Here is a 13,599-nt window from a genome sequence, read left to right on the forward strand (position 1 = left end):
GGATTAGGAAAGAGGGGGAACAACATGCGTGAAGCAGTAATCGTAGCAGGAGCACGGACTCCTATCGGAAGAGCTAAAAAAGGAACCCTTGCCAATGTACGTCCGGATGATCTCGGAGCACTGGTGGTTAAAGAAACATTAAAGCGTGCTGGCAACTATGAAGGAAATATTGATGATTTGATCATGGGCTGTGCAATGCCCGAAGCGGAACAAGGATTGAATATGGCGAGAAATATCGGGGCTTTGGCAGGTCTTCCTGCAAATGTCCCGGCCATCACGATCAACCGCTATTGTTCTTCAGGACTGCAATCGATCGCCTATGCGTCTGAGCGCATCATGCTTGGGCACTCTGATACCGTCATTGCCGGCGGAGCAGAATCCATGAGCCTTGTGCCGATGATGGGGCACGTCGTAAGACCTAATGCACAAATTGCTGAAAATGCACCGGAATACTATATGAGCATGGGGCATACAGCCGAGCAGGTAGCGATGAAATATGGTGTAAGCCGTGAAGATCAGGATGCCTTTGCAGTGAGAAGCCACGAAAGAGCAGCGAATGCCATTGCGGAAGGCAGATTTACAGATGAAATCGTACCTGTGGATGTGGTCCTTAAATCAATCGACAGCAAAAATAAACTGCAGGAAAGAACCGTAACGTTCGCGCAGGATGAAGGGGTTCGTCCAGGGACAACAACAGATGTACTTGGAAAGCTTCGCCCTGCATTTTCCGTCAAAGGTTCTGTGACTGCAGGGAATTCTTCGCAGACAAGCGACGGGGCTGCAGCAGTCATGGTGATGGATCGCGAAAAAGCCAACTCCCTTGGATTGGCTCCGATGCTGAAGTTCAGAAGTTTCGCTGTCGCCGGAGTACAACCGGAAGTAATGGGGATCGGACCGGTCGAAGCGATTCCGAAAGCATTGAAGATCGCTGGTCTGGAACTTTCTGATATTGGTCTGTTCGAATTGAACGAAGCCTTTGCTTCCCAATCCATCCAAGTCATCCGTCAGCTTGGCTTGAATGAAGATATCGTCAATGTAAACGGCGGAGCCATCGCACTTGGCCACCCGCTAGGCTGTACAGGAGCAAAATTGACCCTCTCCCTCGCACATGAAATGAAGCGCCGCCAAACACAATTCGGCATCGTCACAATGTGCATCGGCGGAGGAATGGGAGCAGCAGGAGTATTTGAATTAATTTCTTGATCATAAAGTATATATCCTTAAAAATTGTCAGGAGGAAATGAAAATGTCAAATCAAACTGAGAAATTGGTTAAAGGCGGAAGTTTTTTAATTGAAGATGTTTCCTACGAACAGGTTTTCACTCCAGAAGACTACTCTGATGAACAAAAAATGATTGCCAAAACTACAGAAGATTACGTACTGAATGAAGTCGTGCCAGAAGTTGAGCATTTGGAAAACCACGAATTCGACCGTTCTGTAAAATTGCTGAAGCAAGCGGGAGACCTTGGCCTCCTTGGTGCAGACGTTCCGGAAGAATACGGCGGACTTGGCCTTGATAAAGTAAGCTCAGCATTGATTGCTGAAAAAATGTCACGTGCAGGCGGATTCTCTATCTCCCACGGCGCACACGTCGGAATCGGATCTCTTCCGATCGTTTTATTCGGAAATGAAGAGCAGAAGCAAAAATATCTCCCAGCTTTGGCTACAGGCGAAAAGCTTGCTGCCTACGCTTTGACAGAGCCTGGCTCCGGTTCAGATGCACTTGGTGCAAAAACAACCGCGAAACTGAATGAAGCTGGCACACATTATGTCCTGAATGGTGAAAAGCAATGGATCACAAACTCTGCTTTTGCAGACGTATTTGTCGTCTACGCTAAAATCAACGGCGATCAGTTCTCTGCATTCATCGTGGAAAAAGAATTCCCTGGCGTTTCAACAGGTCCGGAAGAAAAGAAAATGGGGATCAAGAGTTCATCCACTCGTACATTGATTCTTGAGGATGCAGAAGTTCCTGTGGAAAACCTTCTTGGGCAAGCAGGAAAAGGACATATCATCGCATTCAATATTTTGAACATCGGGCGCTATAAATTGGGTGTTGGAGCAGTTGGAGCAAGTAAACGTGCGTTGGAAGTAACGGTCCAATATACAAATCAGCGCCAACAGTTCAAGACGCCGATCTCTTCTTTCAACTTAACGAAAGAAAAGCTTTCCACAATGGCTTCCAAACTATATGCAGCTGAAAGCTCCGTATACCGTACAGTAGGACTCTTCGAAGACCGTATGAGCAAGTTGTCTGATGAAGAAGTAAAAAATGGGGCAGAAGTGGCAAAATCGATTGCAGAATATGCAATTGAATGTTCTTTGAACAAATTCTTTGCTACAGAAGTTCTCGACTATGTCGTAGATGAAGGCGTCCAGCTTCACGGAGGCTACGGATTCATGCAAGAATATGAGATTGAAAGAATGTACCGCGACTCCCGCATCAACCGCATTTTCGAGGGTACAAACGAAATCAACAGACTCCTGGTGCCTGGCACTTACCTTCGTAAAGCGATGAAGGGCGAACTTCCGCTTCTTCAAAAAGCACAGACACTGCAAGAAGAACTTATGATGCTTATGCCGGAAGAAGTGGGCGATGAGCCATTGGCGCAAGAGAAATATCTTGTGAAAAACGCTAAGAAAATCGGCTTGATGATGGCGGGCCTTGCTGCTCAAAAATACGGCCCTGCATTAGAAAAGGAACAAGAAGTCCTGGTGAACATAGCGGACATCGTCTCCAACGCATATGCAATGGAATCCGTTGTCCTTCGTACAGAGAAGGCACTCGAAAAATCAGGCGAAGAAAAAGCGAAGCAAAAATTGCTTTATACACAAATCTTCTGCCAAGAAGCTTTCAACGAAATCGAACAGCATGCAAAAGAAACATTGGTGGCTGTTGAGAATGGGGATGCCCTGCGCATGATGCTTTCTGCACTGCGTAAATTCACTAGACATACACCAATCAATGTCATCGCGAAGAAACGTGAAGCTTCCGCGAAATTGATCGACGCTGAACGCTACACAGTTTAATCAAATACTATAATAAAACCCAGGCATATCAAGGATGCCTGGGTTTTGTCTGTTTTTTAATTGACATTATGACTGCAAGTGTTTATTATATGTTTAAACTCTTAAACATTTAAACATAATAAAACAGAGGTGGTAAATCATGAGGAACGAAACAGTTTTGATCACAGGCGCATCAAACGGAATTGGCCTTGATTTGGCAGAAATATTTTCAGAGAAAAGCTATACCGTTGTGATGGTGGCAAGAAGCGGCAAGAAGATGGAAACCATTGCTGCAGAATTAAGGGAAAAATATAAAAATGACATTATGGTCATCGAAAAAGATCTGTCTCTTTCAGATGCACCTCAGGAACTATATAACGAGTTAAAACTTAGGGGCGTTTCGGTTGATGTTCTGATCAATAATGCAGGTTTTGGGTTATTCGGTGAATTCGCTGATACAGACCTTCAAAAGGAACTTAATATGATTCAATTGAATATTTCTGCCCTTACTGCGATGACAAAGGTATTTTCAGAAGATATGATAAAAAGAAAGAATGGGAAAATCCTGAACGTAGCCTCAACAGCAGCATTTCAGGCAGGCCCCCTAATGGCAGTCTATTATGCAACAAAAGCATATGTACTTTCTTTTTCAGAGGCACTGGAAAACGAACTGAAGGATACTGGCGTCCATGTTTCCACACTCTGTCCGGGTCCAACTCACACAGGGTTCAGCGAAAAAGCTGAATTGGAACAGTCAAAACTGTTCAGCAGCGGTGCGATGAATTCAAAAAAGGTAGCCCAAATTGGCTTTGATGGCTTAATGAATGGGAAATCTGTCATCATCCCGGGAGCTAAAAATAGATTTTTGGCGACAGCTATTCGCTTCCTTCCAAGGAAGGCTGTCATCGCAACAGTAAGGAAAATGCAGGAACGCAAATAAGTGCGAAAGGAAAAATAGATATGGCAAATGAAGCAATCAATACTTTCAGGTTATGCATCCCGTTATTCCAATCCTTGAGTGACCCTAACAGGCAGGATATCATATTGCTGCTTGCCGAGAAAGAGCCGCTGACAGTCAATGAAATCACTGAAAATCTTTCATTATCCCGGCCGGCCATTTCTCACCATTTAAAAATAATGAGAGATCAAAAACTGGTCTCCATCGAACAAAAAGGAACCCAGCGCTACTACTCCTTAGCGCTGGAAGATGCAGTCCACCTTCTGAAGCAGCTAATCAAAACAGTGGAGGAAGATTGTATCTTTTAATGAAAAATTCCATGAAGAAAAGAAGGAAGCGGACCTTTCCTGTCGAATTTAAGTACTTTGTGGAGATTTCTAACGCTCCTTCATTGTTTATTGTCATTAAATTTGGTAAACATATGATAGGGTGGTGATAAATGATGGCATTGGCATTTTATTGGTATCCTAAATGTGGGACATGCCGCAAAGCAAAAAAATGGCTGGAAGAAAGCAATGTAGATTTAAATGAAATTCACATTGTGGACAACCCTCCTGCAAAGGAACAACTGAAAGAAATGTATCAAAACAGCGGATTGGAACTGAAAAAGTTCTTCAACACAAGCGGGCAGAAATATCGGGAGCTTGGATTGAAGGATAAAATCGGCACCGCTTCAGAAGATGAACTGCTGGAATTGCTTGCATCCGAGGGTATGCTGATCAAGCGGCCGCTTGCTTACGACGGAAAGAAAACCACTGTCGGATTCAACGAAGCGGAATACGAAAAAAATTGGGCTTGAAATCATCTTGTTTTGTTGCAATATGATTATTGATTATGCGAATATTAAATGGAGAAAAGCTATGGAGGGATACATATGAGCACACCGAAAGAATTGAAGTATTCTGAAGAACATGAATGGGTAAAATCAGAGGATGGGAAAGTCCGCGTAGGAATTACTCATTTTGCACAATCCGAGCTTGGAGACATCGTTTTCGTTGAACTTCCAGAAGTAGGCGATGAAGTGAAAGCGGACGAACCGTTTGGAAGCGTAGAATCTGTTAAAACAGTATCTGAGCTTTATGCACCAGTAAGCGGTAAAGTCGTTGCTGTCAACGAAGAACTTAGCGACAGCCCAGAATTTGTCAATGAATCCCCGTACGAAAAAGCATGGATGATCGTAGTAGAGCCTTCTGATGAAAGCGAACTTGATCAGTTAATGACTGCTGAACAATACGATGAAATGATTAACGAAGCATAAAAATAGCGACAAAAAACTGATCTTGAAAGGGATCAGTTTTTTGTTTTTATTTCATCTTTTCGGGCAACCTAAACCTATCTATTTGAAGGAAGAAGGTTGAAAAGAATGACATTGAACCCGAAAAAAGCAGAAGTGACCGACAGGGTGGTCGGACGATTAAATGAAAGCGGAATTGAATTATTCCTTGATGGCAAGTCCATCGGCAGGATGAAACTGCCAGAAGGAGCAGATATCGAATTTGCCATGGAACCCAACTATGAATCATCAGGCAGCAAAATCTACCAAAACTACTCAGCACCAGACCAAAAGGAAGCCCGCTACACAGATTGCGACGAAGGCGGATGGTGCTGATTCATAACTTATGACAGAAGCTGACTCGAATGATCGTTTCTAACGATCTTCTGGGTCTGCTTTTTTATCTTGCTTTGGGACGGGGATCTTTGTGATTGAGAGGGAATCTGCGACACTCCGGCGGAATAACGGGCTGGCAAGACCCCACAGCGAAGCGAGGAGGCTTGCGAGTTCGTCCGCGGAAAGGGAGTGGATTCCCTCTCAATCTTTTCCCAGCAATCTTTTAAGCAGGATACAATTTCTTTGACAAACACTCCGCCGGCAAGGGAAAATAGAAGAAAGAAAAGACCTAAGAACACGCTGATTTCATAGAAATGTGGTGATGGTTATGGAAAAGGTCATAATTGTTGAAGGGAAATCGGACAAGCGCAAAATCCAGCCCATCCTCAAAGAAGAAGTAGAAATCATCTGTACAAATGGTACAATAAGCCTCTCAAAACTAGATGAACTAATTGACGAATTGCTTGGAAAAGATGTTTATATCCTCGTGGATGCAGATGACTCAGGCGACAAACTAAGAAAGCAATTCAAAAGGGAGCTTCCCGAAGCGGAGCATCTCTATATCGACAGGATGTATAGAGAGGTGGCGGCAGCCCCCGAATATCATCTTGCAACAGTATTATTAGGTGCCAATCTGGATGTTAGGACGGACTTTTTATAGAGGCTGTTTTTGTAAATGTTGTTGTTAAAATCTTACTGCCGATTTTAAAACTAGTTGTATGGCACGTTGGAATGAATTATCCAGGCTCTTTTCTAATTAAATACGCTATTTTGATGGCATAAGCTATCCTGCTTCAATGGCTAAAGCAACAAACTTTGAGAAAAGAGCTTTAGAGAAAAGGATGAATTAATAGATCATGGAACAATGGAGAAAAGAGGAGATTAAAGCAAAACTGAGTGGCGGAGATTCATTTTTTCTCTATTTTTATACTCCTTTATGTGGAACCTGCCAGGTCGCAGGCAGGATGCTTGAAGTAACTGAAGCGATGATGCCGGAGCAAGTGTTTGGCAAGGCGGACTTAAATTACATGCCCGAATTAGCTGAAACGTTCTCAATCGAAAGCGTCCCTTGCCTGATTGCAATCCAACAAGGCGTAGAAAAGGAAAAAATGTATGCTTTTCAATCTGTCCCTCATGTTTATCAATTTTTGCAAAAATGGAAATGACTCTTCAGCAGACGAAGGGTTATTTTTTTGTCGAAAAAAATAGTTGCGGAAGTGGCGCTAAACATATTTACAAACTTTTTCCACCCGATTATGATTACTTAGGGTATCGAAATAAATTCCGGGGGATAACAACATGGGATGGTTGAACAAATGGAATGCAAGCTGGATGAGTTTTAATAAAAATATACGTATGGCAATATTAGCAAATATTTTTGGCCAAATTGGTTTGGGTATCTTCATGGTCATCTATAATTTTTATATAAGGGAATTGGGATTCGCGGATAATATGAACGGAAAAATCATTTCCATGACATCTTTGGCAACTGCTATTATCCTGATTCCTGCAGGTATTTTAAGTGATCGGATCGGAAGGAAGAAAATCATTCTTTGGGGCAGCTTTGCTGCAGGGATCCTGTTAATTTTCCGAAGCACTGCCACTAGCGAAATGTGGTTGACGCTGACTGCCTTTTTTGGCGGAGCAGCAATGGCGTTCATTCAAGTATCCACGATTCCTCTGCTTTCAGAAAACTCGACTCCTTCAAAGAGAATTCAGCTTTTCTCCATGCATTTTGCTCTCACTACAGCAGCAAATGTTGTAGGCAGTGTCGCTGGTGGAATCATGACAGATGGTCTCGGGAACTTTTTATCTGATCTGATAAGCATTCGAATAACTCTGATTGCAGGAAGCGTGATTTTTTTAGCAGGAATTCTTCCAATCTTTAAAATTACTGAACATAAAACTCAGCTATTAATCAAAGCTGAAAATAGTCAGGTGAAGAGCACATCCATTTCACCGCTTATCAAGAATTTAAAGGTCATCATTCTTTTTGCTTTTGCGCAGTTATTGATCGGTGTGGGGGCAGGGTTGGTCATTCCTTATTTGAATCTCTATTTTTCAGACCGATTCCATGCTTCTAATTCTTCAATAGGCATCATCATTTCCCTTGGTCAGGCAGCAACCGCACTGGCTATGTTCATTGGACCCCGCGTCGTCAAAAAGGTTGGGGAAGTCAAGGCTGTGGTGATTCTGCAAATGGCTTCACTCCCATTCTTGCTTTTAACCGCTTATACACACTCTTTAGGGCTGGCGGCAGCAGGATTCTTATTCCGTCAAGCTTTGATGAACGCCGGGAATCCTATTCAAATGTCCTTGATGATGGGGAAAGTGGAAGATTCCGCTAAGGGTCTGGCCAATTCCATCAATCAGATGGTATTCAATTTGGGTTGGGCACTAATGGGGCCAGTATCCATGGGGTTTGTAAGTCAGCACGGTTCGTATTGGGGATATGCTTATGTTTTTACCATCACGGCAGGATTATATCTGATCGGCTCCACTTACTTTTATTTAATGTTCAGAACAAAAAGGCCGAAAAAAACAATGACATTAGCTCCAAGATAACGACATATTTCTCAGGAAATAGAGGATGTTTAGAGAAGTCATTGTGAATTCATGTCTTCATTTGATGGTAGACAATGGAATTTGTCGGAGGAAATATAAAGGGATAATAAGAAAAAGAATGGAATTGGTAAGTATGACTAATTGGACAAAGGGGCCGGTATGCATGCAAACCTATTTCGAGGAAATATCTGCGAACTTTAAAAAGAGGAATCACATTCATTCCTTAATGCCGAAAGAGGGTATAAAAGCAGTCTTTCAGTTGGAAGGAAATGAGGAGTGGTTCCTTGATATAGGGAAGGACGCCCTTTCTTTTAAGGAAACGGCAGAGGAAGATGGAACAATCAAGATCTCCATGTCTCAGGGTGCATTTTCACAATTGCTGCGCGGTGAAATGATGCTGATGAAACTATTGAAAAGAGAAGGATGGGTTGTAGAGGGGTCTTTCCGAAGCCTCCTCTTATTAGAGTCAATCCTATGGCTGTGCCGCCAATATGAAACAATTACAGAACAAACAAACGACACCAGCGAGAAGCTTTACAAGATTAGTTAATATTTTTTTGTGAAATTAATTCATTGACACTTACCTTAGTGCGTGATAGAATCACAAACATGAATTAAATCAGATAATTTTAAATTGAATAGTCGATTAGCTCTTATCACGAGAGGTGGAGGGACGTGCCCTATGAAACCCGGCAACCGTCAGCATATGCTGAAATTGGTGCCAATTCACTCAAAGCGCTTGCTTTGGCAGATGAGAGAAAGGATATTATCATATAAATGCCTTTCTGCTTTTCTGCGGGAAGGCATTTTTTTATTGATTTCCCTCTATTGAGCATACTAAAGAAGTATTTATAGCCAAAGGAATTTTTCGTCTATTCAAAAATCTGATTAAACTGATAAGTATAGTCAACAAGGCAGGTGTTCTTATGATACAGATTCAGAATGTGAAAAAAATATTCAGGTCTAAATCCGGTGATGTTACCGCCCTTAAAAATATTGATCTATCCATCGAACAAGGAGAGATTTTCGGTGTCATTGGATATAGCGGTGCAGGAAAAAGTACGCTTATCCGAATGTTAAACGGCCTCGAAGTCCCGACAGAGGGAAAAGTGGAGGTAGCAGGCAGGGAAGTATCTAAAATCAAAGGTGCATCCCTTAGAAAAGCCCGGCAGGAAATCAGCATGATCTTCCAGCACTTTAATTTGCTTTGGTCGAGGACAGTCACAGAAAACATTGCATTTCCCCTGGAGATCGCAGGAGTGCCGAAGCAGCAAAGAGAAAAGAGAGTAGCTGAACTGATTAATCTGGTGGGATTGTCCGGAAAGGAAAAGTCCTATCCGGCACAGCTTAGCGGAGGGCAAAAGCAAAGAGTGGGAATTGCCCGTGCTCTTGCCAACAACCCGAAAGTTCTCCTTTGTGATGAGGCAACGTCCGCTCTCGATCCGCAGACGACCGATTCCATTTTAGAACTCCTTGTGGACATTAATAAGAGATTAGGGCTCACGATTGTCCTGATCACACATGAGATGCATGTCATCCGCAAGATCTGTGAGAGGGTCGCCGTCATGGAAGACGGAAGAGTGGTTGAATTAGGAAGAGTTCTCGATGTATTCAGGCATCCTGAACAGAATATCACCAAGCGGTTTGTTCAGCAGGTCACTGAACAACAGGATACAAAAGAAATCATTGACGTACTCATGAAACAGCATCCGGAAGGTGAGATTGTCAAGCTGACCTTCATCGGCGAGAGGACAGAGCAGCCTGTGATCACTACTCTGATCAGGGACTTTGATATATCCGTCAATATCCTTCAGGGGAAAATCACCCCTACACAGGAAAGCTCTTATGGGACTTTGTTTGTCGGGATATCTGGCAATAGAGAAGCTGTAGAAAAATCAATCCAGTTCTTGAAGGATCAGCAAGTAGATGTGGAGGTGCTATCCAACAATGGCTGATAAATTATTCGAAAATGTAGAATGGGACCGCATGTGGGAGGCCACTGGGGAAACCTTATATATGACGGTCTACTCTGTAGTCATTACATTTATTTTAGGCATTGCGCTCGGCCTGCTCCTCTTTTTGACATCCAGGGGAGGACTTTGGCAGAACAAGTTAATCAATGGTTTAACAGCAGCGGTTGTGAATGTTTTCCGCTCCATCCCTTTCATCATTTTGATTGTTCTCTTGATTCCTTTTACAAAGGCTTTGATTGGAACGATCATTGGAGAGGATGCCGCATTGCCGGCCTTGATCATCGGGGCAGCTCCATTTTATGCGAGAATGGTTGAAATTTCTCTTAGAGAAATCGATAAAGGCGTCATAGAAGCGGCGAGATCCATGGGAGCCAAAACAAGCACGATCATTTTCAAAGTGCTGCTGCCAGAGTCTATGCCAGCACTTGTCTCAGGGATCACAGTAACGTCCATTGCCCTTGTCGGGTACACCGCAATGGCAGGCGTCATTGGTGCAGGCGGCCTTGGGAATTTGGCTTACCTGGATGGATTCCAGCGAAGCAGGCAGGATGTCACATTGGTGGCAACCGTCATTATCCTGCTCATTGTCTTCATCATTCAATTCATTGGTGACTTGATCGCATCAAGATTAGATAAACGATAAAAGAAGGGAGTCATTCTTGTGAAAAAATTATTATTATTGGCCATTACGGCCGTATTGGTCGCGGCGCTTGCTGCATGCGGCGGCAAAGAGAAAGATGGAAATGGAAAAGAATTAGTTGTGGGGGCTTCAAATGTTCCTCATGCTCAAATCCTTGAAAAGGCAAAACCGATTTTGAAGAAAAAAGGCATTGATTTAAAAATTGTTAAATATCAGGATTACGTGGTTCCAAACCAGGCGCTTGATTCAGGAGATTTGGATGCCAACTATTTTCAGCATATCCCATACTTGAAATCACAAATGAAAGAGCACGGATATAAATTCGCTAATGCCGGTGCAATTCACATTGAACCAATCGGCATCTATTCTAAGAAATATAAATCTCTGGATGACCTACCAAAAGGTGCAACAATCCTGATGAGCAGCTCAGTCGCTGACCATGGAAGAATCCTTGCAATGCTTGAGAAAAAAGGCTTGATCAAATTGAAGCCGGGTGTTGATAAGGTTACAGCAACAGTGAAAGACATTACGGATAATCCCAAGAAATTAAAGTTTGACTATCAATATGAAGCATCCTTCCTTCCGCAGGCATATAAAAACGGGGAAGGCGATGCAGTTGTAATCAACTCAAACTATGCCATTGATGTCGGTCTCGATCCTCAAAAAGATACGATTGCCTTGGAGGATAAAGATTCACCGTATGCAAACGTCATTGCAGTACGCAAAGGTGATGAAAATAAAAAGAACATCAAAACATTGGTTGATGTCCTTCATTCAAAAGAAATCCAAGATTATATCAAAAAAGAATGGCATGGATCTGTTGTTCCGGTGTCAGGTAAATAATATCAGTGAAGTCTCCAGGGTGAATATCATCCTGGAGACTTTTTTCGACAAAAACCGAGGCATGCCTGTCACCTGTAGTGTTACCTATCCACCCAGCCCTTCCATTTAATGAATACTCTCATTAGAAAAGATTCATACTATCGAGGACTACAACTATAATTGGAGCTGATTAGTATGCAAATGAATTCACATAATTCTTCCACAGAAAATGCACTTCATAACTACAAAGCAGGTTTAGGTGTTTTCACGGAGAAAATGCCTGAATTGGCAGAGCAGTATAATGCCTTCACACAGGAATGCTTTAAAGAGGGAACTCTTTCGAAGAAGCAAAAGCAGCTGATTGCATTGGGGATCAGTCTGTATTCCCAAGATGAATATTGCATCATCTATCATACAAAAGGCTGCTTGGACGAGGGATGCTCTGAACAGGAAGTCCTTGAGACGATTGGTGTAACAGCAGCATTCGGCGGCGGTGCATCTATGAGCCAGGGAGTGACTCTTGTTCAAGAGGCGATGGGCGAATTGAATCAATTAAAGCAATAATGTGATGGATGAGCCAGTATAGGGAAGAATAAGGGATGAAAAAGGAGAATGGGATATCATTATTCGACCATACCCATTCCCCTCCTTTCACCTGCTTGTTAATCCCTTTATATCGGTTTTGGCAGGAAGAGCGATTGATGTTAGCATTACCTTGTAACAATCAGCAAGCACAAAAATTGAAAGGATTGATTCCTCATTAACTCTCTTAAACTGGATTACACGACTGAAATGGAAAAAGCGATGCAAAGCGCTCACGGAGTAGGTTATGAAGTCTACAGACGAAAGCATGATATCAGAATGCAAGTAGAAAAGCGAAGAGAGGCCAATTACGTAGCAAGCAGAAGAATTGTTGCAGACATTGATCGCAAGGTACACGCTAATATATAATAAGGAAAGAACAAGAATAGCCGGTGATTATTTCACCGGCTATTCTTTTTGGATCGCACATGAAGACAGCCTCTTTCGCCTATCCTAGAATAGAAAGAAGCAGGGTGGGGAAATCCCCATTCCTATGGTGGACAGGCTTATCTCCATCTCCCTGTTTTTGCCTTAAGGGGATTGGGTGAAAGAGTTGCTATCACTTTTCATTTGTTATAAGATTGTAATGAGAATAAATTGAGAATAGAAAACTCAAAATCAAATCTTATTTGATGTTAACGGAGGTATAAATATGGCAGCTTCAACTTTAGTAATCAAAGACCTTCACGTAGAGATTGAGGGGAAAGAAATTCTAAAAGGTGTGAACCTGGAAGTAAAAGGTGGAGAAATCCATGCAATCATGGGGCCGAACGGTACTGGTAAATCCACTTTATCTTCTGCAATCATGGGTCACCCTAAATACACTGTAACAAAAGGAAGCATCACGCTTGATGGAAAAGACGTCCTTGAAATGGAAGTCGATGAGCGTGCACAAGCAGGACTATTCCTTGCTATGCAATACCCAAGCGAAATCAGCGGTGTAACGAATGCGGACTTCCTGCGTTCCGCCATCAACAGCCGACGCGAAGAAGGAGAAGAAATCTCCTTGATGAAATTCATCCGCAAAATGGATGAAAAAATGGATTTCTTGGAAATGGATCAAGACATGGCACAACGCTATTTGAATGAAGGTTTCTCCGGCGGTGAGAAAAAACGCAACGAAATTCTTCAATTAATGATGATTGAACCAAAAATCGCCATCCTTGATGAAATTGACTCCGGTCTTGATATCGATGCACTTAAAGTCGTTTCTAAAGGAATCAATGAAATGCGCGGAGAAGATTTTGGCTGCTTGATTATCACTCACTATCAGCGCCTGCTTAACTATATTACGCCAGACCATGTACACATTATGATGCAAGGACGCGTTGTTAAATCAGGTGGTCCTGAGCTGGCACAGCGCCTTGAAGCAGAAGGCTACGACTGGATCAAGCAAGAACTAGGAATCGAAGACGAAACTGTTGGTCAAGAAGCGTAAGC

At 42.7% G+C, this 13,599-nt stretch carries 17 protein-coding genes and 1 riboswitch; all 17 genes read left to right on the top strand.

Annotation, left to right across the window (positions count from 1 at the left end):
• Positions 1 to 24: 24 nt before the first annotated feature.
• The 17 genes from DFR59_RS12995 (at position 25) to sufC (ending at position 13,597) form a co-directional block, all read left to right on the top strand.
• Positions 25 to 1,203, top strand: coding sequence for an acetyl-CoA C-acetyltransferase (locus DFR59_RS12995; RefSeq protein ID WP_114746087.1), 1,179 nt, complete (start codon positions 25 to 27; stop codon positions 1,201 to 1,203).
• 43 nt (positions 1,204 to 1,246) lie between these two features.
• Entirely contained in the window at positions 1,247 to 3,031 is a 1,785-nt protein-coding gene (locus DFR59_RS13000; protein ID WP_114746088.1) for an acyl-CoA dehydrogenase family protein, read from the top strand.
• A 139-nt stretch (positions 3,032 to 3,170) separates the two neighbouring features.
• Positions 3,171 to 3,950, top strand: a complete 780-nt coding sequence (locus DFR59_RS13005; RefSeq protein ID WP_114746089.1) for an SDR family NAD(P)-dependent oxidoreductase — start codon at positions 3,171 to 3,173, stop codon at positions 3,948 to 3,950.
• A gap of 20 nt (positions 3,951 to 3,970) precedes the next feature.
• The gene (locus DFR59_RS13010; protein WP_114746090.1) at positions 3,971 to 4,276 is read left to right on the top strand and encodes an ArsR/SmtB family transcription factor; all 306 of its coding nucleotides are present in this window, start codon (positions 3,971 to 3,973) and stop codon (positions 4,274 to 4,276) included.
• A 134-nt stretch (positions 4,277 to 4,410) separates the two neighbouring features.
• Positions 4,411 to 4,767: an arsenate reductase family protein gene (locus DFR59_RS13015; protein ID WP_114746144.1), complete on the top strand. Its 357-nt coding sequence runs from the start codon at positions 4,411 to 4,413 to the stop codon at positions 4,765 to 4,767.
• 75 nt (positions 4,768 to 4,842) lie between these two features.
• Entirely contained in the window at positions 4,843 to 5,226 is a 384-nt protein-coding gene (gene gcvH, locus DFR59_RS13020) for a glycine cleavage system protein GcvH (RefSeq protein WP_114746091.1), read from the top strand.
• A gap of 105 nt (positions 5,227 to 5,331) precedes the next feature.
• The gene (locus DFR59_RS13025; protein ID WP_114746092.1) at positions 5,332 to 5,577 is read left to right on the top strand and encodes a YusG family protein; all 246 of its coding nucleotides are present in this window, start codon (positions 5,332 to 5,334) and stop codon (positions 5,575 to 5,577) included.
• Positions 5,578 to 5,905: 328 nt separating this feature from the next.
• Entirely contained in the window at positions 5,906 to 6,238 is a 333-nt protein-coding gene (locus DFR59_RS13030; RefSeq protein WP_114746093.1) for a toprim domain-containing protein, read from the top strand.
• A gap of 196 nt (positions 6,239 to 6,434) precedes the next feature.
• Complete coding sequence (locus DFR59_RS13035) at positions 6,435 to 6,743, top strand: thioredoxin family protein (RefSeq protein ID WP_114746094.1); 309 nt, start codon at positions 6,435 to 6,437, stop codon at positions 6,741 to 6,743.
• Between the two features lie 133 nt (positions 6,744 to 6,876).
• Positions 6,877 to 8,142 (top strand): MFS transporter, encoded by a 1,266-nt coding sequence (locus tag DFR59_RS13040; protein ID WP_114746095.1) that lies wholly within the window; start codon positions 6,877 to 6,879, stop codon positions 8,140 to 8,142.
• A 163-nt stretch (positions 8,143 to 8,305) separates the two neighbouring features.
• Positions 8,306 to 8,692: an SCP2 sterol-binding domain-containing protein gene (locus tag DFR59_RS13045; protein WP_158538385.1), complete on the top strand. Its 387-nt coding sequence runs from the start codon at positions 8,306 to 8,308 to the stop codon at positions 8,690 to 8,692.
• Positions 8,693 to 8,792: 100 nt separating this feature from the next.
• Positions 8,793 to 8,900: riboswitch (SAM riboswitch) on the top strand.
• Positions 8,901 to 9,068: 168 nt separating this feature from the next.
• Positions 9,069 to 10,097 carry a methionine ABC transporter ATP-binding protein gene (locus DFR59_RS13050; RefSeq protein WP_114746097.1) on the top strand — a complete coding sequence of 343 codons (1,029 nt, stop codon included), beginning with the start codon at positions 9,069 to 9,071 and terminating at the stop codon, positions 10,095 to 10,097.
• Positions 10,090 to 10,758, top strand: a complete 669-nt coding sequence (locus tag DFR59_RS13055) for a methionine ABC transporter permease (RefSeq protein ID WP_114746098.1) — start codon at positions 10,090 to 10,092, stop codon at positions 10,756 to 10,758. The genes DFR59_RS13050 and DFR59_RS13055 overlap by 8 nt, the downstream gene beginning before the upstream one ends.
• 18 nt (positions 10,759 to 10,776) lie before the next feature.
• A complete protein-coding gene (locus DFR59_RS13060) occupies positions 10,777 to 11,598 on the top strand; it encodes a MetQ/NlpA family ABC transporter substrate-binding protein (protein ID WP_114746099.1) in 822 nt (273 codons plus the stop codon).
• Positions 11,599 to 11,778: 180 nt separating this feature from the next.
• A complete protein-coding gene (locus DFR59_RS13065; protein ID WP_114746145.1) occupies positions 11,779 to 12,141 on the top strand; it encodes a carboxymuconolactone decarboxylase family protein in 363 nt (120 codons plus the stop codon).
• Positions 12,142 to 12,381: 240 nt separating this feature from the next.
• Entirely contained in the window at positions 12,382 to 12,528 is a 147-nt protein-coding gene (locus tag DFR59_RS20635; RefSeq protein WP_484078106.1) for a YuzK family famiily protein, read from the top strand.
• 283 nt (positions 12,529 to 12,811) lie between these two features.
• The gene (gene sufC / locus DFR59_RS13070) at positions 12,812 to 13,597 is read left to right on the top strand and encodes a Fe-S cluster assembly ATPase SufC (protein ID WP_114746100.1); all 786 of its coding nucleotides are present in this window, start codon (positions 12,812 to 12,814) and stop codon (positions 13,595 to 13,597) included.
• Positions 13,598 to 13,599 lie beyond the last annotated feature (2 nt).

Source organism: Falsibacillus pallidus (assembly GCF_003350505.1).
GTDB classification, from domain to species: domain Bacteria; phylum Bacillota; class Bacilli; order Bacillales; family DSM-25281; genus Falsibacillus; species Falsibacillus pallidus.